This is a genomic window from Pseudarthrobacter scleromae (assembly GCF_014644515.1).
Classification (GTDB): domain Bacteria; phylum Actinomycetota; class Actinomycetes; order Actinomycetales; family Micrococcaceae; genus Arthrobacter; species Arthrobacter scleromae.
The window spans coordinates 486,188-512,056 of the sequence record NZ_BMKV01000001.1; the positions used below are offsets into that span (position 1 = coordinate 486,188).

Here is a 25,869-nt window from a genome sequence, read left to right on the forward strand (position 1 = left end):
AACGGCCCTGCCCCGCACGAACGGTGCTGGGCAGGACCGTTCATGCGGGGCAGGGCCGTTCGTGAGCGCTGCTGAGACGGGTTACAGGTTCCCGGTGGCGATGTTGAGCATGCGGCGCAGCGGCTCGGCAGCGCCCCAAAGGAGCTGGTCGCCCACGGTGAAGGCGCTGATGTACTCCGGACCCATCTCCATCTTGCGGATGCGGCCCACGGGGATGTCCAGCGTGCCGGAGGCCGCCACCGGGGTCAGGTCCGCCATGGAGGCTTCCTTGGTATTGGGAACCACCTTGGCCCACTGGTTGTCCTCGGCGAGGAGCTTCTCGATCTCGGCGACCGGGAGGTCCTCGCGCAGCTTGAGCGTCAGAGCCTGGGAGTGGGACCGCATGGCACCGATGCGCACGCACAACCCGTCCATGACCACGTGGTTGTCCTCGGAGGTGCCCAGGATCTTGTTGGTTTCGACCCCGGCCTTCCATTCCTCCTTGGACTGCCCGTTGCCCAGGTCCGCGTCGATCCAGGGGATCAGCGATCCGGCCAGCGGAACGCCGAACTGGGTGGCGTCGATGTCGGTGCGCTGGTGGGCCAGGACCTTGCGGTCGATGTCCAGGATGGCCGACGCCGGATCGTCCAGTTCCGTGCTGACCTCGGCGTTGAGCGTGCCGAACTGGCTGAGCAGCTCGCGCATGTGCCGTGCCCCGCCGCCGGAGGCCGCCTGGTAGGTCATGGAGGTGCCCCACTCCACGAGGTTGTTCTTGAACAGGCCGCCGAGGCCCATGAGCATGCAGGAGACGGTGCAGTTGCCGCCGATGAAGTCCTTGGTCCCGTTGACCAGGCCCTTATCGATGACATCGCGGTTGATCGGGTCCAGCACGATGATGGAATCGTCATTCATGCGCAGGGTGGAGGCGGCATCGATCCAGAGGCCGTCCCAGCCGCGGCTGCGGAGCTCGGTGTGCACGCGCTTGGTGTAGTCCCCGCCCTGGGCGGTGACGATGATGGGCAGCTTCGCCAGGGTATCGACGTCGAACGCGTCCTCGAGCTTGCCGGCGCTGCCTCCTGCTGTTCCAGCGAAAGACGGCGCGGCACCTCCCGCGTTGGAAGTGGAGAAGAACACCGGGTTGATGTTGGCGAAGTCGCCCTCATCCTGCATGCGCTGCATGAGGACGGAACCGACCATGCCGCGCCATCCGACCAGGCCGACGGAAGGGGTAGCTGCTGTAGTCATTCGTCCAGTTTAGACTTCCGTTCCGGCAGCGCGCAGTCGGTTACGTCACTGCCGGCTGGAGTACCTTCTCCGCACCTTTGGCTACTGGCCCGTGGTCATTGGGACACGTGGCCTGCACCCGGTTCGGGGGCGCCCCGCTGTTGACGCACCTGGGCGGCACGGTGCTCGTCACGGGCCAGCCCAAAGGTGTACCAGCCGCCCAGCCCCGCCAAGGCAGAAAGGATAAGTGCCGCCCAAAACGGCGGCTCACCCTGCGCCAAGGGCATGAGCAGTATTACCCAGGAGGCAAGGAACAAAAGCCCCAGAACGGCTGTAAGGATTCCCATGCCCCACCAGGACCTCACCTGGACCTGTCCGCGGCCAGGCGAAAAGCCGATTTCATCGCTGGGGTAACTGTGCAGCTCACCGGTATCCGTCTTTCGCAGGACGCGTTTTTCGCCCCGGGCGATGGCTGCCTTGTGTTCGGCATATACGTCGTCGTTGCGGCGTTCGCGGTCACGGTCGAATGTCATATCAGTCCTGACGGATGGTGCGGATCTGGGCAAGGAGCGCGGCGTCATCGAGCCCCGTGGTTTCGGAGATGTCTTCCTGCCCGCGGTTGGAGGTGCCGACGGTCCACGAGCCGTCCCCCTTCTTTACATAGAGGGTTTGGCCGGTGGCGTCCTCGCGGCGGCGCACCGTGGCGCCGCCCTGGGGGTTCTCGCGCAGGTGCTGCTTGATGACCATCAGGTTGGCTTCGGCGGCGCTAACATCAGGGCGCTGTGCCATGGCCCACCACGTGAAGTAAGCGCGAGGCTGGAAGAGCAGCTGGATGTCCGGGCTTTCCACTCCGATGACGCTGTCACCGCCTTCCGCGGTGAGCAACGAGATCTCCATCCGGCGCGTAGCGGAAGAGAGCGCCGTGGCGACGGCTGCGGTGGGACCTGCTACGGCGAGCTTCCCATCCGTCTCGGCTGTAGCAAGGCCACGGGCCACCAGCGACGAGGCACCGGCGCTGATCATGTCGGTATTGTCCAGATAGCTGTCCACCCGCAGCGCCTCAGCACTCAACACGGAGGCTTCCCCGCGGCGGAGGCTGGCCAGGGTGGCGATCTCAGCAAAACCAAAACCGAGCGCGTCCGGTACGGCTGTTGGTTCCGTTGGGGTTTCAGTCATCGTCAATGCCTCTCGTTGTGTACTCAGAACCCAAAGAAGTCACCAACCTTGTCGGCCGCGTCTCCGGCGCCTTCCCAGGCTGCCTCGGCGCCGTCGGCGATGGATCCTCCGATGGCGTTCACTGTTTCCTTGACGACCGGAACGTTGTCATAAATGGCGAGGGCGCCGGAGGCCACCATGGCTGCCGTTCCCACCGGTGGCGGAGCGAAACTTGCCACGCCCAGTCCTGCCTTGATGCCCGAGTAAACGGCCCCTCCGGCGTCCCCTTCGCTGATGTTGTTGACCGTGTCCAGCAGGTCAAGGCCAACACCGACTCCTCCGAGGACTTTTCCGCCCACCTCGAAGAACGTGGCGGCCTTGCCGCCGTCGACAAGGTTCAGGGCCGTGTCCCACCTGCCGTCAAACAATTCCGAGGACGTGTTGAAGTACTGGCTCAGGAGGTTCGAATCCTGGAATGCCCTGGCGACCTCGCGGAAGTCCTTGGAGAAGAATTCGGCGACAGAGTCCGCTTTGCCGATAAAAGCGCCAAGATCGAACAGGCCGGCACGCAGGTTGGGGAAGGCCTTGGTCAGGTTGTAGATGTCCCAGCCGTCGCGGAACGCGGAATCCGGGTCCGCGAGCCAGTCCGGTCCCCACGGATTAGCCCCCCCTGGGCGGCCTGTGCCCTGGCTGCCGACGCTGCCCGGCACACCCGTGGCGGGTCCGCCCGGTCCCGGCACGCCGGTCCCGCCAGGCCCGGCGGCGCTGCTCGCCTTGTCCTGTTCCTCGGCGTTGGTGAGCAGGAGCTTTGATTCCTGCTTCAGGCGCGCCGCAGTCTTCTGCAGGAGTGCCCGGTGGCTGCCGTTCCAGTCTGAACGGAAGTGCTCGGCGTCCTGGCCCTTCCAGGCCGGGGTGTTGTTGATCTGACCGCTCAGCTGCGTGGACTGCTGCAGCAGCAGGTCAGCGGTCTTGCTGAACTGCCGTGCCAATGTGCGCAGCTGGTCAACATCGGCGCCCCACAAATTTCCTGCCACCAGGCATCCCCCAATCTTTTTTACAGCGGTCCCTGACGCTGCAGGCCCAGCCTAGTAACAACCCGGGACGGGCGCGATGGGGTGGTCTCCCCATCGCAGGCGCTACCTGCGGTCGGAGTCCTCCAGCACGGCGGCCTTGCGTGCACGCAGCGCGAAGAAGGCGCCGAACGCGAAGACCTGCGTAACCACCACCAGCACGATGGCTCCTGCGATCTTGTTGCCGCCCAGAATCATGGTGAGCCCAACAATTGCGGACAGGAGGGCCAGGAGCGGGAGCAGCATGTAGCCCAGCACAAAGAGGGTTTCCGGTTTCTTCAACATTCCTAGCCCTCAGTCCTTGACCATTTGGTGAATCTGTAGCGCGTGCCGTTCCCTGCCGTCAGCCAGCCGTCCGGAGGGACGGACGCAGCCGCCTCCCAACTGGTGCCAAGCTCGGGGGCGAATGTGTCGCCGTCGGCCTCCACGTCGATGGTGGTGACCACCGCGACGTTGGCCAGCTCCGTTGACTGGCGGAAAATCTCGCCGCCGCCGAGGATCCAGACAGTGTCGCCGCCGTCCACGAACTGCGATTCCAGCAGGGCGTCGTCCAGGGAAGGAACCACGACGGCGCCCTCCGCCTCAGGTGTATCGGCCCAGCTTTTCTGGCGGGTGATGACGATATTGGTGCGCCCGGGGAGAGGACGGTATTTGTCCGGGAAGGACAGCCACGTCTTCCGGCCCATGATGACCGGGTGCCCGGTGGTCAGCCGGGTGAAGTGCCTGAGGTCTTCGGGAAGGTGCCAGGGCATGTCCCCGTCCTTGCCGATGACGCCGTCCGGGGTCTGCGCCCAAATGAGGCCCACGCCGGTGATCGAGGCGGCAAGTTCTTCGGTGAAAGACTGTGGATCCGTGGAGTTTTCGGTGCTCATACGGCGATCGGCGCCTTGATGGTGGGGTGGTGCTTGTAACCCACCACGTCGAAGTCTTCCAGCGTGTAGTCGAAGATCGAGTCGGGTTTCCGCGTGATTTTCAGCTGCGGGTACTCGTAGGGCTCGCGCTCCAGCTGCTTGAGGACCTGGTCCATGTGGTTTTCGTAGATGTGGACGTCTCCGCCGGTCCAGATGAACTCACCGGGCTCCAGCCCCACCTGCTGGGCCACCATGCAGGTGAGCAGTGCGTAGGAGGCAATGTTGAACGGCACGCCCAGGAACATGTCCGCGGAGCGCTGGTACAGCTGGCAGGACAGCTTGCCGTCCGCCACGTAGAACTGGAAGAAGGCGTGGCACGGGGGCAGCGCCATGTCCTGCAGTTCGGAGACATTCCAGGCGGACACCACGTGCCGGCGTGAGTCCGGGTTGGACTTGAGGTTCTCGATCAGCTCCGCGATCTGGTCGATGTGGCCGCCATCCGGGGTGGGCCAGCTGCGCCACTGGACGCCGTAGACCGGCCCGAGGTCGCCGTCGGCATCGGCCCATTCGTTCCAGATGGTGACGCCCTGGTCCTGCATCCATTTCACGTTGGTCTCACCGCGCAGGAACCACAGGAGCTCCACGGCCACGGACTTGAAGTGGACCCGCTTGGTGGTGATCAGCGGGAAACCCTTGGCCAGGTCAAAGCGGATCTGGCGTCCGAAAACGCTGGTGGTTCCGGTGCCCGTGCGGTCCGATTTGTGCGTGCCGGAGGCCAGGACATCGCGCAGGAGGTCTTCATAAGGCGTTGGGATGCTCACGGCTCAAGTCTACTGGGACATCACCGGGCGGCTGCGTGTTTGCATTACGTTGCGTCCCTTCCCAGCTTGCCGCGCAACACATCCAGCAGAACTTCGTCGCTCAGGTGGGCTGCCCGGCCGGCTGCGATGTAATGGTCGACGGCGGCCTGCACCGATGCAGGGACGGGCACCGTCCCGCGGCTGCCCGGCCTTCCGGCGGCTGGTGCGGCAACGACTGTCCCGCCCCGCCGCCGGGAATCCACGAGCCCGGCAGCCTCCAGCTCCTTGTAGGCCCGGGCAACGGTGCCCGCTGCGATGCCAAGGTCGGCCGCGAGGCTGCGGACAGTAGGCAGGCGGCTCCCTGGGGCGAGTGCACCCAACGCGATCAGGGAGCTGATTTGCGAGCGTATTTGTTCGTAGGGAGGTGTTGGGGAGCGCAGGTCCACGGTAATCCCGGCACTCAAGTGGCCGGTTCCTTCGCAGAAGTGCGGCCTGAGGCTGTGGTGCGGGCGAAGCTGCGCACGGGAATCACGGCAATGACGATCCCCGCAGTGCACAACAGCACACCGGTGAAGGGGGCCGCATCCCAGGCCCAAGCCCAGGAGGCAGGTTCCAGGTCCAGTGCCCGCTGTATGTCCGGCCCCGCTGACAGCAGCAGCACCCCGGCCTGCACCATGAAACAGGCCGCAAGCGTCCGGACCACCCTGTGCACGGTGATGGCGCGAAGCGCGGCGTCCAGCCCGGGGACCGTCGTCGGAATGCCTTCCCGGCTTTTCGCGGCAGCCAGGGGGACGCCTGCGAGGAGCGCCACGGCAGCGCACGCCCACAGGGTTGGAGCCCACGTCGGCAGGATGCCAAGGTCCGGTTGGACGGAGGCAGTCACGACGACGGCTGCGGCCAGTATGGTGAGGGCTGCGATGCCGGTGGTGAGCAGGGCCGGGCTGACGGGCTGCCGCGGCCACTCCCGCGGCGCTTCGTGGGTTCCGTAGTTGCGCTGGATCAGCAGTTCCCCTGCGGCCGTGACCAGCAGGACGGGCGCGGCGGCCATGGCCACCACCAGGGCGGGATGCCCCGTCACGGCCCCCGGAATGATCACCGCCACCAGGACGGGGACAAAAGCGGCAAGCCCCAGGGCTGCGCCCAGGGACATGCAGAGCCGGGCGGCGGGGTGGGAGGCCGCTGCCGGTTCACGGGGTTCCGGCCCGCCGCCGTCTGCCTGGACCGCGGGGAGCTTGGGCGGCGCCCACCACCACATGGCCAGCAGGATTGCGAGGTTTACCGCCCCGGCCGCGTTGATCCATCCGCCGGCAACAAGGGAAGGATCGGGCCGTGCTGCGTGGTTGCCCGCGATGGCCGCCAGGCCCGAGGCTATGGTGGCCACGGTCCGGAGCAACCTGTTCATGGCAATGGTCCTGAGGAGGTTGTTCTCCTCGGTGTCCAGCGCCTCAAGCCGGCGGCGCCGCGTGATCAGCACCAGCACCAGCCAGGTTCCCACTGCCAGGACAAGGAGGGCAGGGCCGAGGTAGGAAGCCAGTTCGATGCCGGGGACCCGGCCGTCGCCGCCAGACGTCACATAGGTGTGGACGGGGTCGGGGAGGGAGCGGTAGGGGACCGGATCGTAGCCGGGAAGCGTGGCCATCCAGCCGATCTGCAGGGCGGTCCCTGCAAACACCGCAAGGACGGTCCAGGCGAGTGGCCGGGGCAGGAAGTCCCGGACCCGCCGCACTTCCAGGTCCGCCTGGCGCCGGCGGAGCCGGGGGCCGGGATAACTCAGCTGGCCGATGGCGTGCACGGCCAGGCACCCGAGTACCGGCCAGGCTAGGGCGGGCACGATGGCTGCGGTGCTGATAAGCGGCTGCGAGACCGGATTGACGTGAAGGATGCCGGCGTTTCCGGCCGGTTGGAGGGAGCTGGCCAGCCACCCCATGATCCCCACCCAGAATGCGTGCTGGGAGGCAGTGGCAGCGGACCCGCTGCCCGGTCCCCAGATGACCCACCGAAGCAGGAGGTAGCTGCCGGCCGCCAGCAGAAAGGGCCACACCACGGCCATGGGCGGAACATTGCTGAAAAGAGCTGCATCGGTAAACGGCACGTCATCCCCCAGAATTGTGCATCAATGTACTAAGTCTTTGATACAAAGCGCCGGGGGTCAAGCGCAACGGCAGGGCCGTTCCTAGTCGTCAAAAGGCTTGAACTGCTCCACCGCCACGATCCGCCGCTTACCGCCGGGAGCCACATGGCACACCACCAGCTCGCCGGGGGACAGGTAGGGCTCCTTCCCCGGCAGGAGTGCCCTCAGGTGCTGCGGCATGTGCTCCGCGAGCTGCCCGAACACGGTGGGCAGTGCCGGGCGGTGCGTGCAGACAGCCACCGCGCGCTGCTTGTCGAAAAGGGCTTCAATGACGGCGGCCGTCTTCTTCGGGCTGCGGGCGTGCCGGTGCTCGGTCAGCGCCTCGGCGAGCTTCACCTTGGCACCAACCACCTTGGCGTACGGTGCGACGGTTGCGGCGCACCGCAGCCAGGGGCTGGTCACCACCCGAAGCGGTTTCCAGGCGTGCAGGAGCCGGCTTACCGCCTGCGCCTGCCGTGTCCCCGTGGCGGCCAGGGGCCGCTCGCCTTCGGCCTTGCTCCAGGAGGAGCGCGGTTTTGCCTTGGCATGGCGGAGCACCAGGAGCGGCCACGTGTCCAGGTGCCCGCGCCCGTGGGCTTCCTGCAGGTACTGCAGCGGCACGACGTCGGAGGGGTTGGACAGCAGCGAAGCGGCCTTTTCGGGGGCGCACCACATGATGCTGTCCACCTCCTTGCCGTCGGGAAGGAGCCTTGCCCCGTTAGCCTTGACGGCCCAGTAATAGACCACTTTGAGGCCGGAGGCCACGTGGTAGTGGATGGGCGGCAGCGGAATGCCCAGTTGGGCGGTGAGCCCGATTTCCTCCTGGACCTCCCTGACCGCGCACTCGGGGATGGTTTCGCCGTCGTCGATCTTGCCCTTGGGCCAGGACCAGTCGTCGTAGCGCGGCCGGTGGATCAGCAGGACTTCAAGCTTGTCCTTGACCACGCGCCACGGCACGGCGCCGGCAGCCGTAACGGCTACTGGTTCCCCCGGGTGGTCTGTCTGGTCTGCTACGAGTGCATCGCTCGACAAAACAGGAGCCCTTAACGCCGGCTCAGGCTGCGCTGCCGGGGGCGGGACGCCAGCAGCCAGGACTGGACATCCTCAAGGGGCTTGCCGTCGTCGGAGAGGTGGTGCCGGGTCCAGACGCCTTCCTTGTCCAGGTGCCAGCTGGAGGCTTCGGGGGCCATGTAGCGCCGCAGCAGGTCAAGGACGTAGTTGATGTCGTCGATGCTGGACAGCTGGACCAGGGCCTCCACCCTGCGGTCAAGGTTGCGGTGCATCATGTCCGCCGAGCCGATGTACACCACGGGATCCCCGCCGTTGGCGAAGGCGAACACCCGGGAGTGCTCCAAGAACCTGCCCAGGATGGACCGGACGGTGATGTTGTCGCTGAGCCCGGGCACCCCGGGGCGGAGCGAGCAGATACCGCGGACCACCACGTCAACCTTTACTCCCGCCTGCGAGGCGCGGTAGAGGGAATCGATGATGGCCTCGTCCACCATGGAGTTGACCTTGATCTGCACAAGGCCGGGGATTCCCGCGCGGGCATTGCGGATTTCGGTCTCAATCCGGTCGATCAGCCCTGAACGGACGGAACGCGGCGCCACCAGCAGTCTCTTGAACGTGGACTTGGGCGCGTAGCCGGAGAGCTGGTTGAAGAGCTTGGACAGGTCCTCGCCCACCTGCTCGTTGGCGGTCAGGAGGCCCAGGTCCTCGTAGTAGCGGGCGGTGCGGGGGTGGTAGTTGCCTGTGCCGATGTGGCAGTAGCGCCGCAGCCCGTCAACCTCCTGGCGCACCACGAGCGAGAGCTTGCAGTGCGTCTTGAGGCCAACAATGCCGTACACCACGTGCACGCCGGCCTGTTCCAGCTTCCGGGCCCAGGAGATGTTCGCCTGCTCATCGAACCGGGCCTTGATCTCCACCAGGGCCAGGACCTGCTTTCCGGCCTCGGCTGCGTCGATCAGGGCGTCGACGATGGGGGAGTCGCCGGACGTGCGGTACAGGGTCTGCTTGATGGCCTGGACCTTGGGGTCGGCGGCGGCCTGTTCCAGGAACGCCTGCACAGAGGTGGAAAACGAGTCATAGGGGTGGTGGAGCAGGATGTCCCGGCGGCGCATGGCGGCGAACACGTTGGCGGCCTTGGACGTCTCAGACTCGTTCAGGTACCGCGACGTATGCGGAACGTGCTTCGGGTAGTGAAGGTCGGCGCGGTCAATGCCGGCGATCACGGAGAGTCCCCGGAGGTCCAGGGGGGCCGGGACGGAATAGACCTCGGATTCCTCGACGCCGAGCTCGCGGATCAGCAGCGCGCGGATGTTCGGGTTGATGTCGTTGGTGACCTCCAGCCGGACGGGCGGGCCGAACCGGCGGCGCAGGAGCTCCTTCTCGAGGGCCTGGAGGAGGTTTTCGGCGTCGTCCTCTTCCACCTCCACGTCCTCGTTCCGGGTGACGCGGAAGCTGTGGTGCTCCAGGACCTCCATCCCGGGGAACAGCTTGTCCAGATGGACGGCGATGACTTCCTCAAGCGCAATGAAGCGCGCCACCCGTCCGGCCACGGCGCCGGCGCGCGGACCGTCGATGGACATCAGGCGCGGCAGCTGGTCCGGCACCTTGACGCGGGCGAAGAGTTCCTTGTCGCTCACAGGGTTGCGTACCACCACGGCAAGGTTCAGCGAGAGGCCGGAAATGTAGGGGAAGGGGTGCGCCGGGTCCACCGCCAGGGGCGTGAGGATGGGGAACACCTTCTCGCGGAAGATCACGCTCAGCTGTTCCTGCGCCGCGTCGTCCAGCTCGTCCCAGTGCATGAGGTGGATGTGTTCGTAGGCCAGCGCCGGACGGATCTGCTCGGCCCAGACCTGCGCGTGCCGCTGCTGGAGCCGGTGTGCTTCGCCGCTGATCCTCTCCAGCACCTCAACAGGGCTCAGGCCCGCGGGGGAGGGAACTGCGAGGCCGGTGGCGATGCGCCGTTTCAGGCCAGCCACCCGGACCATGAAGAACTCGTCCAGGTTGGAAGCAAAGATCGACAGGAAGCTGACGCGCTCAAGCAAGTGGAGTGTGGGGTCCTCCGCCAGTTCCAGGACGCGGGAGTTGAAGCTGAGCCAGCTCAGTTCACGGTCCAGGAACCGGTCCGGGCGGATGTCGCCCTCCGGCTGCAGGTTTGGCGCAAACTCCGGGATATCGATACGGTCCTGGGTGGCGCGCGAGGCGGGGACTTCCGAGGAGCCGAAGCGGGCGCGGACCGGCACTGCGACGTCCTGGGACGTGACTGCTCCGGAAGGTTCCGGGTTCATGGCATCTCCTTTACCTGGCGGTTGATGCTGGCGCTTCCGGCCTGCGCGGGTTCTGCTTCAACCTTACAAGCAATCAGTACGCCGAAGGCCGTGCATTTCCCGCACGGGAGACCGTATGTCAGCCTGCTGGACTAAACAGCAGCCACCTGTCCGTACATGACGTCCATGTCCCAGCGGGTGAAGCCCAGGCTCCGGTACAGCGACACAGCAGCTGCGTTGTCGGCGTCGGTGTACAGCATGACGGCGTGCAGCCCCAGCTCCTGGAGGTGCCGGATACCGGCAACCGTGAGGGCCTTGCCCAGTCCCATGCCCTGGGCTTCCGGCGCCACGCCCACCGCGTAGACCTCGCCGATGGCCGGGTGCGGGCCGTGCTTCGGATGGACTTTGGTCCAATGGAAGCCCAACAGCCGGCCCTGCCCGTCCTCGGCCAGGAGGAAACCCGAGGGGTCGAACCAGTCCTCGGCCATCCGCGCCTCGAGATCGGCCCGGGTGAGGCTGCCCTGTTCAGGATGGTGCGCAAAAGCGGCCCGGTTCGCCGCCAGCCACGCGTCCTCATCCTGGCCGGGCACGAAGGTCCGGAGGGACACGCCCTCCGGAAGGGCGGCCTCGGGAAGGTCCGCCCCCGCCGTCGTCATCCTCATCTTCCACAGTTCACGGACCGGGCCGAACCCATACCGGGCGGCCAGGTCTGCTGCGGCCTCATGGTTGCCGTGGGACCACGCCTTCAGCCCCTCCAGCCCGCGGCTGCCATTGAGCGCACCCACCAGGCGGTCCGCCACACCCTGGTTCCGGTAGCTGGGATGGACAGCGATCTCAAGCACGCCGGTGCCGTCGGGTTCCTCCACCACCACAGCGAATCCGGCCAGGTCCTGGCCGGTGGCCGGGTCGGAGTCCTCGTCCGGGGCATACAGCGCCAGGGTCAGCGGTGACTGCCCGGCCGATCCGCCGGTGCGCATGGTCACCAGGGTCTGTTCAGAAATGGAGGGGTTGCCGTCAGATTCTTCTGCCGCTGCCAGGAGGTTCCGGCAGTCCCTCAGGAGCTGCTGGTCAACAGCGCCCCGTTCTGTATGGACGGGCCACTTCTCAGGATGCGCTGGAGTCATGAGGCAAGGCTATACGGGAAGCCGCAAGGGTGCTCAGGCCTCGGTGAGCTCGTCTTCCTGCTGGCGGACCAGGGTAAGGCGGTAGCCAACGTTGCGCACGGTGCTGATGAGGTTCTCATGGTCGGCACCGAGCTTCGCCCGCAGGCGCCTGACGTGGACGTCCACGGTGCGGGTGCCTCCGTAGTAGTCATAGCCCCACACCTCGGTGAGCAGCTGCTGCCGGGTGAAAACGCGGCCGGGGTGCTGCGCCAGGTACTTGAGCAGCTCGAATTCCTTGAAGGTCAGGTTCAGCGGTGCACCGTTCACGCGGGCGGTGTAGCTTGCCTCGTCGATGACGACGCCGGCAGCGCGGATCTCCGTCGGCGCGTCCTCATGGTCCGGGACGGCCCGGGCAACGGACAGCCTGATGCGGGCCTCCACCTCGGCCGGGCCTGCCGAGTCGAGCACGATGTCATCCACGGCCCATGCGGAGGAAACGGCCGCCATGCCGCCCTCGGTCAGGATCAGGACCAGGGGCGCGCTGAGGCCGGTGGCTTTGAGCAGCTGGGTGAGCGAACGGGCGCCCACCAGGTCTTTCCGGGCATCCAGCAGCACAATGTCGCACGGATCGGTCTCCAGCAGGGCAGTGGGCTCGGCGGGAAGGATGTGGACCCGGTGGTTCAGCAATTCCAGGGCAGGCAGGATGTCCACCGAAGAGCCAGTGCTGTTCGTCAAGAGCAGGATGTGCGACATTGTTCCTCCATGGGCCGTCCGCGCATCATTGGGCGACTGAACCGGGTTTTCACCGGCCGGTACTGGCTTCCTGCTCCGGCGTTGGGCCAGCGGAAAAGAGCCGGCCTGCCACCTCAGCAGTGAGCTTAGCTGAGCTTTGAGTATACCCGCAGGCCTCTCCGGAGCCACGGATCCGGCCCGGATAAAGGGACGTTTTGCGACATATCCCGTTCACATAAGGCAGGATTGAGCCAGGGCCCCGACGCCCTCCGCGAAGGGCGGCCCCGCCCTTCCAGGTCGACGCCAGGATGGGATTGCAGCGCAGTGAGTGCAGAAACTAAATCCAGGCCGGGCTCCGCATGACCGCGGAGCTGCAGGCACCGGCGCGGTCGTTGGGCTCATGGACTATCGGCGTCGTGGGGATGGCCGGCCTCGCTGCGATCATCGCCGGCGTCTACACCTCCCGTGAAGTCCTCGTGGCCGTTGCTGTTGCCATGGCCGCCGCCGTCGGCATCGGGTGGCCGCACTTCCTTCGGATTCCCGCCAAGAAGACCCTGGCCGCCGTGATTGCCGTGCCAGGGGCCGGGGCAGCGGTTGCTGCCGGCCTGGCCCCTGCCCCCGGCTACCTGGACTGGACCCCGGCGTTCATTGCCCTGGGCATGATGGCCGTGTTCATCGTGCAGCTGCTCCGCGGAACAGGGCAGGCCCAGCGACTGGAATCCACCCTGGGCTGCTGCGCGGGTGTGCTGCTCGCCTGCCTGGGTTCCGGCTGGATAGCCGGGGCACGGTTCAACGGCGTCCGGGAGATGCTCCTGGTGGCGGCCATCAGCGCCGCAGTTGCGCTGCTGGCCGGGCTGATCCGCTGGCCGGACAGCGTCGTGGCGCCCCTGGGCATTGTGATGGCAGGCCTTGCGGGACCGCTCGCCGGGCTGGTGCTCTCGGATATCGCCGTCCTGCCGGCAGCCATCTTCGGCGTGGTGGTGGGCGCGGTGCTGGCGAGCTTCCGGCGACTGGCCACCCTGCGGGGTGCGCCCCTGAACATCCCCGCTGCGCTTAGCATGGGCCTTGCCCCTGTCTCGGCGGTGGGTTCCCTTGCCTACTTCATAGACAAACTCCTCATCTACTAACGCGTTAGGATGGCATCATGTCCGTACTTGCTTTTGAAATCTTCTTCCTTGTCCTGCTCGGCATCGCCAGCCTCGCCATGGCCTGGTTTGCCGGATTCGTGGTCTACCGCCTCTTCAAGGGCCAGAAGTAGACGCCTTTTTCCGGAGCTAGCCGATGTCCAGAGGTAGTCGCTGTGCCCATTGAGATTCCTACAGACCTGACTCCAGAACTCGTCCCGCTTTCCTGGCTCATTGGTGAGTGGGAGGGCCGCGGCCGCCTCGGCAGCGGTGACGAGGACTCGGAGCACTTCCTGCAGCATGTGTCCTTCACGCACAACGGGCTGCCGTACCTTCAGTACCGTGCGGAAAGCTGGCTGACGGACGACGACGGCACGCGCCTGCGGCCGCTCACTGTCGAGACAGGCTTTTGGGCGCTGGAGCGTAAACAGCTTGATGCCGACGGCGGCCCCGGCCTGATCCCCGCGGACATCGTTCCGGCGCTGAAGAGCGCGGACGAGGTAGAGGCCCTGCGCAACAGCGAGGGCGGGTTCGACATCTCGGTGTCCATCTCCCACCCCGGGGGCATTTCCGAGCTGTACTACGGGCAGATCAAGGGCCCGCAGATCCAGCTCACCACGGATATGGTGATGCGCGGCAGCCATTCCAAGGACTACAGCGCCGCCACCCGCATCTTCGGCCTGGTGGACGGCAACCTCCTGTGGCGCTGGGATGTTGCTGTTGGCGGCAAGGAAGGCAAAGGCCTGGAAGCGCATGCCTCGGCCTTCCTGAAAAAGGTTTCCTGACTCCTCCCGGTCCTTCGGCATGAAAGACGCAGGCGGCCCGGATCCACTCCGGCCATGAAAATCCGGAATACCGCCGAGCCCCAAGGACTTCTACTACATATGACTACTCCCAGCCCCCTGCTGTCGCGCCCTGGCGCCGTTGAGGCGGCCGGCGCGGACGCCGGCGTTGCCGCCCACTACGGTGAGCCCCTGCGCGAGCAGCGCGCCCTCGCGGCCGGAACCGCCGTCGTCGACCTCTCCCACCGCGGCGTTGTCTCCGTGACCGGTCCGGACCGCCTGGGCTGGCTCAACACCCTTTCCTCGCAGCAGGTCGCCGGCCTGCAGCCGAATGAATCCAGTGAACTCCTCCTCCTGAGCGTGCAGGGCAGGATTGATTTCGACGCGCGGGTCATTGACGACGGCGCCACCACGTGGCTGATCGTCGAAGCTGCCGAGGCCGCACCCCTCGCGGAGTTCCTTAACAGGATGAAGTTCATGCTGCGGGTGGAGATCGCCGATGTTTCCGCGGACTGGGCCGTTGTTGGCAGCACCAAAGCTGTCCCGGAGTGGTCCAGCCTGCTGGCTTGGCAGGACCCGTGGCCGCACGTGGGAGCAGGCGGCTACTCTTATGCGACCGTCCCTGAGGCCAACCACCCCGGGCTTGACCGCCCGTGGTTCGAATACCTCGTTCCGGCCGACGACCTGGAGGAGACGGTTGCGGGGCGTCCCCTTGCGGGCGTCCTTGCCGCCGAAGCGCTGCGCGTGGCAGCCTGGCGCCCCCGGATCGGGGCGGAAACGGACGACAAGACCATCCCGCACGAACTTGACCTGCTCCGGACCGCGGTGCACCTGGCCAAGGGCTGCTACAAGGGCCAGGAAACCATAGCGCGGGTGCACAACCTCGGCCACCCGCCCCGCCGCCTCGTGTTCCTCCAGCTGGACGGATCCCAGCACACCCTGCCCGAGGCCGGCAGCCCGGTCCTGGCGGGGGAACGCAAAGTGGGGGCGGTGACGTCCGTGGTCCAGCATTTCGAGATGGGCCCGGTTGCACTGGCAGTCATAAAACGTTCGGTCGCCCCGGATGAAATACTGACGGTCCTGGACGGCGACGAGCCATACCCTGCCGTGCAGGAACTCATCGTTGCCCCCGACGCCGGCCAGGTGGTGGGGCGCCAGACCGGATTCCTCAGGGGGCCACGACCATGACGGACAACGTACAGCCTGATCCAGTGCCCGACGACGACGCGCTTGCTTTGGCGCACACGCTCTTCCAAGCTGCCCGGGAGGGGGACACGGCGCTGCTCCGTGCCTACCTGGACGCCGGCGCTCCCGCCACCCTGACCAATTCGGCAGGGGATTCCCTCCTCATGCTGGCCGCCTACCACGGGCACGCGGAGACCGTGCAGCTCATCCTGGAACGCGGCGCCGAGCCCGGCACCGCCAATGACCGCGGCCAGACTCCGCTCGCGGGAGCGGCGTTCAAGGGCTACACCGATGTGGCCCGGGTCCTGCTGGATGCCGGCGCCGACCCGGACGCCGGCGCGCCGTCGGCCCGAGCCGCTGCCCAGATGTTCGCCCGCCAGGAGATCCTGGACCTTCTGGCCTAGGCGGGACCCAGCCGTTCACCCGGTCCCGCCCGGCAGCAACCACCTGACGAAGGATGACCGTGGAAAACGTCGCAAAACCCTGGCCGGCCCTGTGGTCCCTGGTGATCGGGTTCTTTATGATCCTGGTCGACACCACCATTGTGTCCGTGGCGAACCCGCGGATTATGGAGGGCCTTGACGCGGACATCAACTCGGTCATCTGGGTCACCAGCGCCTACCTCCTGGCCTATGCGGTCCCCCTGCTCATCACCGGCAGGCTGGGCGACCGCTTCGGCCCCAAGAAGCTGTACCTCTCAGGCCTGGTGGTCTTCACCATGGCATCGCTGTGGTGCGGGCTGTCCGGCGACGTGGAGACACTCATCGCGGCCCGGGTGCTGCAGGGGCTCGGCGCCGCCATGATGACGCCGCAGACCATGGCAGTCATCACCCGCATTTTTCCGCCGGACAGGCGGGGCGCGGCCATGGCGATCTGGGGTGCCACCGCCGGCCTGGCCACCCTCGTGGGCCCCATCCTGGGCGGCGTCCTGGTGGACGGACTCGGCTGGGAATGGATCTTCTTCATCAACGTCCCCATCGGAATCGCCGGCTTTATCCTCGCCCTGCGCAACGTACCGGCCCTGAGCACCCACCCGCACCGGTTCGACATTCCCGGCGTGGTGCTGAGCGCCGTCGGACTTTTCCTTCTGGTGTTCGGCATCCAGGAGGGCGAAAGCTACAACTGGGGCACCATCGCCGGGCCTGTCACGGTGTGGGGCCTGATCATCGCGGGCCTTGCCGTGCTGGGGCTTTTTGTGGTCTGGCAACGGTTCAACAAAGGCGAGCCGCTGCTGCCGCTGGCGCTCTTCCGGGACCGCAACTTCTCACTGGCCAACATCGGAATCACCACCGTTGGCTTCACCGTGACCGCGTTCAGCCTGCCGCTCATCTTCTACTACCAGCTGGTCCGCGGCCTCACGCCCACCCAGTCGGCGCTGATGATGGTGCCTATGGCACTGATCTCGGGCGGCCTGGCGCCGGTGGTGGGGAAGATCATCGACAGGGTCAACCCGAAGTTCATCGCCGCCGCCGGCCTGGTGCTGATGGCCGTGGCCCTGCTCTGGAACTCGGCCCTGATGCAGCCGGACACCCCCATCCTGCTGTTCCTCCTGCCCAGCGCCATCATGGGATTCGCCAACGCAGGCATCTGGGCTCCGCTGAGCACCACCGCCACCCGCAACCTTCCCCCGCGGCAGGCCGGGGCCGGGTCCGGCGTCTACAACACCACGCGGCAGATCGGCGCCGTGCTGGGCAGCGCAGCCATTGCGGTGCTGATCCAGGCGCGGCTGGCCGTGGAGCTTCCGGCCGGTGGCCCCGGCGGGGCAGCGGCCGAGGGCCTGGCCCTGTCCGGAGGCCTGCCTGAGGCCCTCCACGGCGGTTTTTCGACGGCGATGGGCCAGTCCATGCTCCTGCCTGCCGGGGTCATCCTGGCAGGCGCGGCGGTGGCGCTGTTCTTCGCCAAGCCGCAGCCGGTTCAGGGCTGGGGCGTGCCGGGGTCAGCCAAGTTGGACGCTGGTCTGGATTCCGCCGGCTGACAAGCCCAGCTTCCGGGCCAGCGCCAGGGAACCGGTATTGCTGACGTCCGTCCGCCACTGGAGGGTCAGCCCCGCCGCAAGGGCCTCGTGGGCGGCGATCGAGGCTGCCAGGGAGCCCAGTCCGCGCCGGCGCCACTCAGGGTCCACCAGGACGCCAAGATGCGCCAGTAGACCTTCCCACTCCGTGTATGCCCCGCAGGCCAGGGGCACCCGGCGCCCCTCCAGTTCATGGACGATGGTGTAGCGGTTCTCCAGGTCTGAAAGGCCCACTTCGTTGACGTCGTCGGGCGGGCACCGGCCCTCAAGCTCGATCGCTTCGGCGTTGCCGTGCGAGACGGTCATTTCCTCCGGCGGCTGCCTCAGGGGCAGGTCGTCCGCAAAAAAAAGTGCGGCTGCCCCCAGACCGTGCCCGCCGTGCGACCTGGTGAGGGTCAGCAGGGTGACGTGCTGCGCCATTTCCTCGTCCGGGAGGGCGGCCGCGGCATCAATGACCCATTGCGGTCCCACCAGCGCCGAGCTGCCGAACAGCCGGACGAACTCGACGGTCCGCGCCGACTCGTCTGCACGGACTATGCGTTCCCCGGAGGCCAGGGCGGAGCTGAAGGCGTCATCATCCAGCCCCAGGCGCCGGGCCCACGCAAGCTGGATGATGGCGGCCGAACCGGGGTCGAGTGTCATGCTCCCAGCCTAGGACGGGCAACCGGTCCCGTTGGACAGGACACATCGGCCGCCGGCACTTCAGGGGTGTAGGTCGGCTCAGCCGAACAGGACGGCAGCTTCGTCGTAGCGGTTCTGCGGGACGGTCTTCAGCTTGCCCAGCGCTTCCTGAAAGCCCACGTGCTCAATGTCCGTTCCCTTGAGCGCCACCATGGTGCCCCAGTAGCCCTCAACCACCGAGTCGATGGCCGCCATGCCCAGCCGGGTGGCCAGGACACGGTCGAAGGCGGACGGCACGCCGCCGCGCTGGATGTGGCCCAGGATGGTGGCCCGGGTTTCAATGCCGGTCCGGGCTTCCAGTTCAGGGGCCAGCTGGTCTGCGATGCCGCCCAGGCGGGGCCGGCCGAAGGTGTCCAGGCCGCGCTCGGAATGCGGGGTTTCCATGTGCTCGGGAACGAACCCCTCAGCCACGACCACCAGCGGCGCACGGCCACGGGCATGGGCCTCGTTTACCCACTCGGTGATCTGCTCGATGCTGACTTTCTGTTCCGGAATGAGGATGGCGTGGGCACCTGCAGCCATACCGGCGTGCAGGGCGATCCAGCCGACGTGCCGGCCCATGACTTCGGCGATCATGCAGCGGTGGTGCGATTCTCCGGTAGTCCGGAGCCGGTCGATGGCCTCGGTGGCGATCTGCACGGCGGTGTCGAAACCGAAGGTGTAGTCGGTGGCGTCGAGGTCGTTGTCAACGGTCTTGGGGACACCGACGATCTTCAGCCCGGCGTCGGTAAGCCGCTTGGCTGCCGCCAGCGTGCCCTCACCGCCGATCGCGATGATGGCATCGATGCCCAGGCGCTCCATGTGGGCCTTGATGACCTCGGGGCCGCCGCCGTTTTCGAACGGGTTGGTGCGGGAGGTACCCAGGATGGTGCCGCCCTGCTTGGCAATGCCGCGGACCATGGTCCGGGGGATGTCGATGATGTCGCCCTCAACAACGCCGCGCCAGCCGTCGAGGAAACCGACGAACTCGTGGCCGTGGATGGCAATTCCCTTGAGGACTGCTCCGCGGATCACCGCATTCAGTCCGGGGCAGTCGCCACCGCTGGTAAGGATTCCAATTTTCATGTCTCGCTCAAATCCTGGGGAGAGGGTTTACAGGCAGAGCGCCACGCTGAGCTCACATAGAGTCTAGTGTGGTGTGTGCGGTACGACACAAACTGGTTACACGAAGGGCCCCGCTCCGAGGGAGCGGGGCCCGGTGTGGCCGTTTCTCATGGGCGGTTCAGTGAACGCCTGTCGAGGAACGACTGCAGCGGGATGACGTTCCGCTGGTCCGGCAGGATTACCCAGGCCACGAGGTAGAAAACGAAGGCGGGGCCGGGAAGGAGGGCAAAGAGGAGGAAGGCAATGCGGACGTAGGCCACGTCCACGTTCAGTTTTGCCGCGATCCCTCCCAGGACGCCTCCCAGGATGCGCTGGGGTCCGCGTTTCAGGCCCAGGCCCCTGACGATGCTGAAGAATTTATCCATGGTTCAAGACTTCCGTGTTGTGGTGTCGTTGTCACTTTTCCTGGCGGAGAGGAGACCTCCGACCACCAGGGCCGCTCCCGCCCCGATCATGAGTCCGATCAGGACGTAGGTCCCGTTGAGGGTGACGATTCCGAGCTGGGCGATGATGATCAGGGCTGCCAGGGCGAGCACGAGCAGGCCCCATACGATGGTTCCCACCCGCGCCCCGGAGGGAGGGACGGTGTCGGTGCGTGCCGCCGCGGAGCTCCCGGGGATGTACGGGTCCGGCGCCGGTGTCTGGCTGCTCATGTCAGTTACCTTCCTTGATGGTGACGTTGCTGACGGTGCCGTCGATCTCGATGATCAGTGGGCTGCCGGGCTTGTCGGTGTTGTAGCTGCTTTCGCGTGTGGTTGTCCCGCCGCGCTGGCTTCCGCCTTCCGTGAGGTTGCCCAGGGTCATATCGGCGCGGATGTCCACGGGCACGGAGTCGGGGATCACCACCGTGACGTTGCTGGCGGTGAAATCGAGGGGGACAAGCACCTCGGACTCGAGGGGGGCGTCCAGGGCGAGCCCGGTGAGGTCAACGGTTCCGCGTCCCGCCGTGATGTTCAGCCCCTCGCTTGCCTGCTGGATGCTCGTGGGTGCCCAGTCAACTTCCTGGAATCGGACGCGCTCGCCGTTGTTGCCCACCACGTTGAAGATTCCTCCCGTGATGAGGGCTGCCACCGCAAAGAACGACAGGATGCCCGAGGTGCGGCCGCGGAAGCCCAGAATGAGGATTGCGAGGCCCAGGACCGCCGCCGCGCTGGCCCAGGCGATGGCGTTCGTGGAGTCACCGAGGTCGATGATGTTGGTGACGTCCAGGGCTTTCAAACCCGCGCCGACAATCAGTGCGCTGCCGGCAGCGATCGCGACGGCGGGGGCACCGGGACCTGAGGGGCGCACCTTGGGTGCCGGCGGAGGACCCTGCGGCTGCCAGGTGCTGCCGGCGCCTTTGTTGTCCCAGCCGCCGCTGCCGGAGCCGCCGGCGCCGTAGGGGCTGCCGGTAAATGGGCCGGTCCCTGCAACGTCCGAGTACGGGGGCGCCGTTGCCGTGGAGGCTGCGCCAGAGTGCATGGTGGTGCCGGGGTATGGGTTGCCCGGGTAGGAGGTGGCGCCGGGTGCGGCTGCACCCGCCGGCGTGCCCACCGCTGCTTTGTTACGCTGCGCGAGGTAGTAGACCAGGTAGATGGCGCCGCCAACCCAGAAGAGGGTCCAGAGGAAGGCGCCGAAACCGTGGTTGCTCCAGCCCCAGAAGTCGCCGCCCAGTCCGCTGAAGCCCAGGATGACGGCGATCAGGGAACCGGTCATGCCGCTGGTCCACCGGCCTGCGCCGGCTTCCTGGACATGGATCCTTCCATCGGGCTCTGGCAGGAAGGCCCATGCCAGACCGTAGAAAAGTACACCTATGCCGGCGAAAAGGGTCATCACGATGAAGACGCCGCGGACGATCAGCGGGTCGATGCCCAGGCGCCGGGCAATGCCGCTGGAGACGCCGCCGATCCAGCGGTCCTGGCCGCGGGTGATCCCATGGCTGCGCACCCAGCCGAAGAAGTCGGTCTGCTGGTTGGGTGCTCCGGCATAGGGGTAGCTGCCTGCCCCCTGGCTTGCGCTGCCCGGGCCGGGGCTGCCCTGGCCCGGGTACGCTCCGGCCGGCTGCCCGGCATGAGCCGAGCCGGCGCCGTCGTACGCCGCGTCATCCCGCATGGATCCGGGAGCGGGGCCGTCCTCGTCTTCGTGCTCCGGATTCCGGTCCGACGCCGACGGGGGAGCAGGTGAGGGGGAAGGCGCCGATGGGGAGTCAGCCGGCGGGAGGGGCTTGGTGGGGTTTTCGTTTTCCCGTTTGGGGAGGGGCTCCGTCGGGTGGCCGTCGTCAGGGGTGGGGGTTTGCGAGTTCATGCTTCAATCCTTCCGCTTGAGGATCCTCGGCTCTACTGGGGGACACCCTGAACAGCCCCTGAGAGGACCCCGGATCCGGCCGGATTGCGGGCGGTTAAACCCTGATCCGTGCTTGGATTGATCCATGACAACCGTCCCCACACGCCTCCCGCTGGTCCGCAGCAGCGACCGCTTCATCGCAGGCGTGTGCTCCGGCCTCGCCGCCCACCTGGGCGTGCCCGTGGTCCACGTGCGGGTGGCAATGGTCCTTGCCTCGCTGGCCGGCGGGGCCGGCGTCGTCTTCTATGCCTGGTTGTGGATCATGGTCCCCACGGCTGACGAGAGCGCCCGGCGCCAGGCGCGCCGGCCGTCGTCGCCCATTGCACCGGCTGTCAGCCGGGAGACTGCGCCGGCCGCCGTGCCCTGGACAGTGGCGCCGGCAGGCGGCGGGATCGTTTCGCCCAACGCGCCCTATGGCGGCCTTCGGACGGATACTGCCTCGCCACGCGGCCTTGGATACCCGGCCCAGGGGGACGCCGCAGCGTCCGTGTCCGAGCCCGTCCGGCCGCCCTGGTTCCGGTTCCGGGAGATGCGCTACGGCAAGGAAATCCTGCTCGGGGCCGGGCTGCTGCTCGTGGCGGGCATCCTGATCGCCCAACTGCTGGGCGTGGATGTGCCACTGGGGACACTGATACCCGCAGCGGCAGTGCTCGGCGGCGCCTCCATTGCCTGGATGCAACTGGATGAGACCCGGCGGGCGGGGCTCGTGGACAAAACCAAGGCGGACCAGGCAGGGGGCTGGGCCCGGCTTGCTGCGGGCCTGGCGCTGGTGGTGGCCGGTGTCCTGGTGATGGTGTCCGGCTCCGGGTCCTGGGAGCAGACCTGGCTGGCGCTGCTGGCCTCGGTTGCTGTCCTCGGCGGCGTGGTGCTGGTCCTGCTGCCGTGGGCGCTGAAGTTCTGGCGCGACCTGGAGGCGGAACGGGCCGGCAGGATCCGGGAGACTGAACGGGCCGAGATTGCCGCCCACCTCCATGACTCGGTGCTGCAGACGCTGGCCCTGATCCAGCGTCGGGCGGCCAGCGAGCACGACGTCGTCCGGCTGGCCCGCGCCCAGGAACGGGAGCTGCGGGGCTGGCTTTTCGCGGATCCCGGCAAGGACGCCGGGCAGCTGTCGGACCGGATCAAGGCCGTGGCCGCCGAGGTGGAGGACCTGCTGGGCAACGCCGTCGAGGTGGTCTGCGTGGGGGACACTGCCGTCACGGAGGGCCATGAAGCGCTGATCCAGGCCAGCCGGGAAGCCATGCTCAACGCCTCCCGCCACGGTGGCGGGACCGTTTCGGTCTACCTGGAGGCATCCGGCGGCCGTGCCGAGGTGTTCATCAAGGACCGCGGCCCCGGCTTCGACCTGCAGCATGTGCCGGAGGACAGGCTCGGGGTCAGGGAATCCATCATCGGCCGCATGAACCGCCACGGCGGTACAGCGGCAATCACCAGCAGCAGCGAAGGCACGGAGGTGCGGCTGGGCTTTCCCGCCGCCCCACAGGACAGCACGGAAGGCAAGCCATGAACACAACGCAGGGACCGGGTTCGGATCCGGCCGCCAGGTCCGCCAGGGTGGTCATTGTCGACGACCACGCGATCTTCCGCTCGGGCCTGAAAGCGGACCTGGACCCCAGTATCCATGTGGTGGGCGAAGCGGCCACGGTGGAACAGGCCATCGCCGTCATAGCACAGCAGCGCCCGGACGTGGTCCTGCTGGACGTCCACCTGCCCGGCGGCCTGGGCGGCGGGGGCCGTGAGGTCATCGCCGGTTCCGCAGCCCTGCTCCCTGCCACCAAGTTCCTGGCCCTCAGCGTCTCGGACGCGGCCGAGGACGTTGTGGCGGTAATCCGGGCGGGAGCACGCGGCTACGTCACCAAGACCATCTCGGGGGCGGAAATCACGGACGCCGTGTACCGGGTTGCCGGCGGGGACGCGGTCTTCTCGCCCCGGCTTGCAGGCTTTGTCCTGGACGCTTTTGGTACCGCCCCCGCGGACATCGCCGACGACGAACTGGACAGGCTGTCCGCGCGGGAACTCGAGGTCATGCGCCTCATCGCCCGCGGCTACAGCTACAAGGAAGTGGCCAAGGAGCTGTTCATCAGCATCAAGACGGTGGAAACCCATGTATCAGCGGTGCTGCGGAAGCTGCAGCTTTCCAGCCGCCACGAGCTGACCAAGTGGGCCGCCGAACGCCGCCTCCTCTGACCCGGCACCCCAAACGCTCTCTCACTTGATGCGCCTTAAACTCAAACGCTCTATCACTTGATGCGCCTTAACGCCAAACGCTCTCTCACTTGATGCGCCTTAACGCCAAACGCTCTATCACTCACCGTGAAGGGAGTGATAGAGCGTTTAGGGAATTCCTGCGTTAGGTGAGAGAGCGTCCTACTGGGCGTTGCCCAGGAAGTCCTGCAGCCGCTGCACGCCGGTCGCCAGGTCCTCGTCGCCGAGGGCGTAGGAAAGGCGCAGGTAGCCGGACGGGCCAAAGGCCTCACCCGGAACCACGGCCACCTCAACCTCGTCCAGGATCAGTGCAGCCAGTTCAGCGGAGGTCTGCGGAGTGGCGGTGCCGGACGCCGTCGGGAATTCCTTGCCCAGCAGCGCGCGGACGTCCGCGTAGACGTAAAAGGCGCCCTTCGGCGTCGGGCATTCCACGCCGTCGATGGCGTTCAGGCCCGCAACGATCGCCTTGCGGCGGCGGTCGAAGGCCACCTTCATCTCATCAACAGCCGTCAGCGGGCCGGAGACCGCGGCGAGGGCGGCGATCTGCATGATGTTGGAGACGTTGGACGTGGCATGAGACTGAAGGTTGGTGGCGGCCTTGATGACGTCGGCCGGACCGATCATCCAGCCCACCCGCCAGCCCGTCATGGCATAGGTCTTGGCAACACCGTTCAGGATGACCACTTTGTCGCCCAGTTCCGGCGCCGCGGTGGCGATCGAGGTGAAGGGAACGCCGTCGTATGTCAGGTGCTCGTAGATCTCGTCCGTGACCACCCAGAGGCCCTTGGACGCTGCCCACTTGCCGATCTCCGCCACCTGCTCCGGCGAGTAGACAGAGCCGGTGGGGTTGGACGGCGACACGAACAACAGGATCTTCGTCCTGTCCGTAACGGCTGCTTCGAGCTGTTCCACAGTCACCAGGTAGTCCTGCTCAGGGCCCGCAAAGACCTCCACGGGCACACCGCCGGCCAGGCGGATGGCCTCCGGGTAGGTGGTCCAGAACGGGGTGGGGACAATAACCTCATCGCCCGGATCAACCAGGGTGGCGAAGGTGTTGTACACGGCCTGCTTGCCGCCGTTAGTTACCAGGACCTGGGAGGCGTCCACTGCATAGCCGGAATCGCGCAGCGTCTTCTCGGCGATGGCCTTCTTCAGTTCCGGCAATCCGCCGGCAGGGGAGTAGCGGTGGTACTTCGGCTGGCCGGCAGCTTCAATGGCCGCCTGGACGATGTAGTCCGGCGTGGGGAAGTCCGGCTCGCCCGCACCAAACCCAATAACCGGCCGGCCCGCTGCCTTCAGCGCCTTCGCCTTGGCGTCAACGGCGAGGGTTGCGGATTCGGCAATTGCGGAAATGCGCTGGGAAACGCGGGCGGCAGACATGGCAGGTCCGTTCTTCGCTTGCAGCCTGGGGCTGGAATGTGGGATTCGACGAGTTCTACTCTATGCTGTTCACCGGACCCTCCGGGTTGCCGGTTTTGATTTGTGACTGTTTCCCGGTCAAATGTCAGGCAGGCCATCAGGTGAGGGCCGGAAATGGGCCGGTTCGACGAACGCGAAGTTGTTGCGTAGACTGGTTCACCGGTGTTGAAACACGGATGATGACGTGCGCCCCAGTTCAAACAGGCGGCTCGTTGTCAGAGAGTGGAATTCACTCCATAGGGTAGTGGCGCAATTGGTAGCGCAGCGGTCTCCAAAACCGCAGGTTGCAGGTTCGAGTCCTGTCTGCCCTGCGCAAGCGCCCCGGGCGAAAATCCGGGGCAAGCGCAGCAACCATGGTTCTGTTCAGGGCCGGGTAATCCAACATTGCAAAGATGAGCGAGGACCAGGTGACCGAAACAGCTGCCAGCAGCTCCAAGGGCCGCCCAGCTAAGAAGGACGCCAAGGCAAACTTCTTCGCCCGCATTGCACTCTTCGTCCGCCAGATCATCGGCGAACTGAAGAAGGTTGTTGCACCCACCCGCAAGGAACTGATCAATTACACGCTCGTGGTGCTGGTGTTCGTGGGCATCATGATGGTCATCGTCAGCCTGCTGGACATCGGTTTTGGAACCGCCGTCGGCTGGGTCTTCGGCGGGACCGGCACCACGGACAGCTAACGCTGCACGGTCCGCAGGCCGCGTATTCCTCCGGGATTCCCGGACGGAACGCCGGTGTGCGGA

The 25,869-nt window shown here is 66.6% G+C and carries 27 protein-coding genes and 1 tRNA gene; 9 read left to right on the forward strand and 19 right to left on the reverse strand.

The window, feature by feature from the left end:
* Window positions 1–81: 81 nt before the first annotated feature.
* From asd to IEX33_RS02345, 13 genes are all read right to left on the reverse strand, one after another.
* A complete protein-coding gene (gene asd, locus IEX33_RS02285; RefSeq protein ID WP_174176795.1) occupies window positions 82–1,224 on the reverse strand; it encodes an aspartate-semialdehyde dehydrogenase in 1,143 nt (380 codons plus the stop codon).
* A gap of 95 nt (window positions 1,225–1,319) precedes the next feature.
* Complete coding sequence (locus IEX33_RS02290) at window positions 1,320–1,736, reverse strand: hypothetical protein (RefSeq protein ID WP_188727400.1); 417 nt, start codon at window positions 1,734–1,736, stop codon at window positions 1,320–1,322.
* Between the two features lies 1 nt (window position 1,737).
* The gene (locus IEX33_RS02295) at window positions 1,738–2,379 is read right to left on the reverse strand and encodes a hypothetical protein (RefSeq protein WP_188727402.1); all 642 of its coding nucleotides are present in this window, start codon (window positions 2,377–2,379) and stop codon (window positions 1,738–1,740) included.
* 23 nt (window positions 2,380–2,402) lie between these two features.
* Complete coding sequence (locus tag IEX33_RS02300) at window positions 2,403–3,392, reverse strand: WXG100 family type VII secretion target (RefSeq protein WP_229675196.1); 990 nt, start codon at window positions 3,390–3,392, stop codon at window positions 2,403–2,405.
* A 102-nt stretch (window positions 3,393–3,494) separates the two neighbouring features.
* On the reverse strand, window positions 3,495–3,713 hold the full coding sequence (locus tag IEX33_RS02305) for an NF038396 family protein (protein ID WP_104184361.1): 219 nt from the start codon (window positions 3,711–3,713) through the stop codon (window positions 3,495–3,497).
* A gap of 2 nt (window positions 3,714–3,715) precedes the next feature.
* Complete coding sequence (locus IEX33_RS02310) at window positions 3,716–4,300, reverse strand: dihydrofolate reductase (RefSeq protein ID WP_104184360.1); 585 nt, start codon at window positions 4,298–4,300, stop codon at window positions 3,716–3,718.
* Window positions 4,297–5,100, reverse strand: coding sequence for a thymidylate synthase (locus IEX33_RS02315; protein ID WP_188727404.1), 804 nt, complete (start codon window positions 5,098–5,100; stop codon window positions 4,297–4,299). The genes IEX33_RS02310 and IEX33_RS02315 overlap by 4 nt, the downstream gene beginning before the upstream one ends.
* 44 nt (window positions 5,101–5,144) lie before the next feature.
* Window positions 5,145–5,543, reverse strand: coding sequence for a GntR family transcriptional regulator (locus IEX33_RS02320; RefSeq protein ID WP_188727407.1), 399 nt, complete (start codon window positions 5,541–5,543; stop codon window positions 5,145–5,147).
* Window positions 5,540–7,171 (reverse strand): hypothetical protein, encoded by a 1,632-nt coding sequence (locus IEX33_RS02325; protein ID WP_229675197.1) that lies wholly within the window; start codon window positions 7,169–7,171, stop codon window positions 5,540–5,542. Before IEX33_RS02325 ends, IEX33_RS02320 begins: the two co-directional genes overlap by 4 nt.
* An 81-nt stretch (window positions 7,172–7,252) precedes the next feature.
* Window positions 7,253–8,221: an NUDIX hydrolase gene (locus IEX33_RS02330; protein ID WP_188727409.1), complete on the reverse strand. Its 969-nt coding sequence runs from the start codon at window positions 8,219–8,221 to the stop codon at window positions 7,253–7,255.
* A gap of 11 nt (window positions 8,222–8,232) precedes the next feature.
* A complete protein-coding gene (locus IEX33_RS02335) occupies window positions 8,233–10,482 on the reverse strand; it encodes an RNA degradosome polyphosphate kinase (RefSeq protein ID WP_188727410.1) in 2,250 nt (749 codons plus the stop codon).
* 131 nt (window positions 10,483–10,613) lie between these two features.
* Window positions 10,614–11,585 carry a mycothiol synthase gene (gene mshD / locus IEX33_RS02340; protein WP_188727412.1) on the reverse strand — a complete coding sequence of 324 codons (972 nt, stop codon included), beginning with the start codon at window positions 11,583–11,585 and terminating at the stop codon, window positions 10,614–10,616.
* A gap of 33 nt (window positions 11,586–11,618) precedes the next feature.
* Window positions 11,619–12,317 (reverse strand): winged helix-turn-helix transcriptional regulator, encoded by a 699-nt coding sequence (locus IEX33_RS02345; RefSeq protein WP_066277942.1) that lies wholly within the window; start codon window positions 12,315–12,317, stop codon window positions 11,619–11,621.
* A 338-nt stretch (window positions 12,318–12,655) separates the two neighbouring features.
* On the opposite strand from IEX33_RS02345, the gene IEX33_RS02350 reads away from it, so the two are divergent.
* From IEX33_RS02350 to IEX33_RS02370, 5 genes are all read left to right on the forward strand, one after another.
* Window positions 12,656–13,423: a permease gene (locus tag IEX33_RS02350; protein WP_188727414.1), complete on the forward strand. Its 768-nt coding sequence runs from the start codon at window positions 12,656–12,658 to the stop codon at window positions 13,421–13,423.
* A gap of 173 nt (window positions 13,424–13,596) precedes the next feature.
* Window positions 13,597–14,205: a nitrobindin family protein gene (locus IEX33_RS02355; protein ID WP_104998656.1), complete on the forward strand. Its 609-nt coding sequence runs from the start codon at window positions 13,597–13,599 to the stop codon at window positions 14,203–14,205.
* 99 nt (window positions 14,206–14,304) lie between these two features.
* Complete coding sequence (ygfZ, locus tag IEX33_RS02360) at window positions 14,305–15,390, forward strand: CAF17-like 4Fe-4S cluster assembly/insertion protein YgfZ (protein WP_188727415.1); 1,086 nt, start codon at window positions 14,305–14,307, stop codon at window positions 15,388–15,390.
* Window positions 15,387–15,791 carry an ankyrin repeat domain-containing protein gene (locus tag IEX33_RS02365; protein ID WP_188727417.1) on the forward strand — a complete coding sequence of 135 codons (405 nt, stop codon included), beginning with the start codon at window positions 15,387–15,389 and terminating at the stop codon, window positions 15,789–15,791. Before ygfZ ends, IEX33_RS02365 begins: the two co-directional genes overlap by 4 nt.
* Before the next feature lie 59 nt (window positions 15,792–15,850).
* Window positions 15,851–17,362 (forward strand): DHA2 family efflux MFS transporter permease subunit, encoded by a 1,512-nt coding sequence (locus tag IEX33_RS02370; protein ID WP_188727418.1) that lies wholly within the window; start codon window positions 15,851–15,853, stop codon window positions 17,360–17,362.
* On the opposite strand, the gene IEX33_RS02375 is transcribed toward IEX33_RS02370, so the two are convergent.
* From IEX33_RS02375 to IEX33_RS02395, 5 genes are all read right to left on the reverse strand, one after another.
* Entirely contained in the window at window positions 17,324–18,040 is a 717-nt protein-coding gene (locus IEX33_RS02375; RefSeq protein ID WP_188727420.1) for a GNAT family N-acetyltransferase, read from the reverse strand. The two genes, IEX33_RS02370 and IEX33_RS02375, sit on opposite strands and share 39 nt — an antisense overlap.
* Before the next feature lie 78 nt (window positions 18,041–18,118).
* The gene (locus tag IEX33_RS02380) at window positions 18,119–19,144 is read right to left on the reverse strand and encodes an ATP-dependent 6-phosphofructokinase (protein WP_104184350.1); all 1,026 of its coding nucleotides are present in this window, start codon (window positions 19,142–19,144) and stop codon (window positions 18,119–18,121) included.
* Between the two features lie 146 nt (window positions 19,145–19,290).
* Window positions 19,291–19,548, reverse strand: a complete 258-nt coding sequence (locus IEX33_RS02385) for a PspC domain-containing protein (RefSeq protein WP_104184349.1) — start codon at window positions 19,546–19,548, stop codon at window positions 19,291–19,293.
* 3 nt (window positions 19,549–19,551) lie between these two features.
* Entirely contained in the window at window positions 19,552–19,836 is a 285-nt protein-coding gene (locus tag IEX33_RS02390; RefSeq protein ID WP_229675198.1) for a hypothetical protein, read from the reverse strand.
* A gap of 1 nt (window position 19,837) precedes the next feature.
* Window positions 19,838–21,466: a PspC domain-containing protein gene (locus IEX33_RS02395; RefSeq protein WP_188727422.1), complete on the reverse strand. Its 1,629-nt coding sequence runs from the start codon at window positions 21,464–21,466 to the stop codon at window positions 19,838–19,840.
* A 124-nt stretch (window positions 21,467–21,590) separates the two neighbouring features.
* On the opposite strand from IEX33_RS02395, the gene IEX33_RS02400 reads away from it, so the two are divergent.
* Both IEX33_RS02400 and IEX33_RS02405 read left to right on the forward strand, forming a co-directional pair.
* Window positions 21,591–23,012 (forward strand): ATP-binding protein, encoded by a 1,422-nt coding sequence (locus IEX33_RS02400; RefSeq protein ID WP_188727424.1) that lies wholly within the window; start codon window positions 21,591–21,593, stop codon window positions 23,010–23,012.
* Complete coding sequence (locus tag IEX33_RS02405; RefSeq protein ID WP_181037973.1) at window positions 23,009–23,692, forward strand: LuxR C-terminal-related transcriptional regulator; 684 nt, start codon at window positions 23,009–23,011, stop codon at window positions 23,690–23,692. Before IEX33_RS02400 ends, IEX33_RS02405 begins: the two co-directional genes overlap by 4 nt.
* A gap of 180 nt (window positions 23,693–23,872) precedes the next feature.
* Here the strand turns inward: IEX33_RS02405 and IEX33_RS02410 are convergent, their stop codons facing one another.
* Window positions 23,873–25,090, reverse strand: a complete 1,218-nt coding sequence (locus tag IEX33_RS02410; RefSeq protein ID WP_188727427.1) for a pyridoxal phosphate-dependent aminotransferase — start codon at window positions 25,088–25,090, stop codon at window positions 23,873–23,875.
* A gap of 277 nt (window positions 25,091–25,367) precedes the next feature.
* On the opposite strand from IEX33_RS02410, the gene IEX33_RS02415 reads away from it, so the two are divergent.
* Both IEX33_RS02415 and secE read left to right on the forward strand, forming a co-directional pair.
* Window positions 25,368–25,440 (forward strand) — tRNA-Trp (locus IEX33_RS02415).
* Between the two features lie 81 nt (window positions 25,441–25,521).
* Window positions 25,522–25,806, forward strand: coding sequence for a preprotein translocase subunit SecE (gene secE, locus IEX33_RS02420; protein WP_104184345.1), 285 nt, complete (start codon window positions 25,522–25,524; stop codon window positions 25,804–25,806).
* Window positions 25,807–25,869 lie beyond the last annotated feature (63 nt).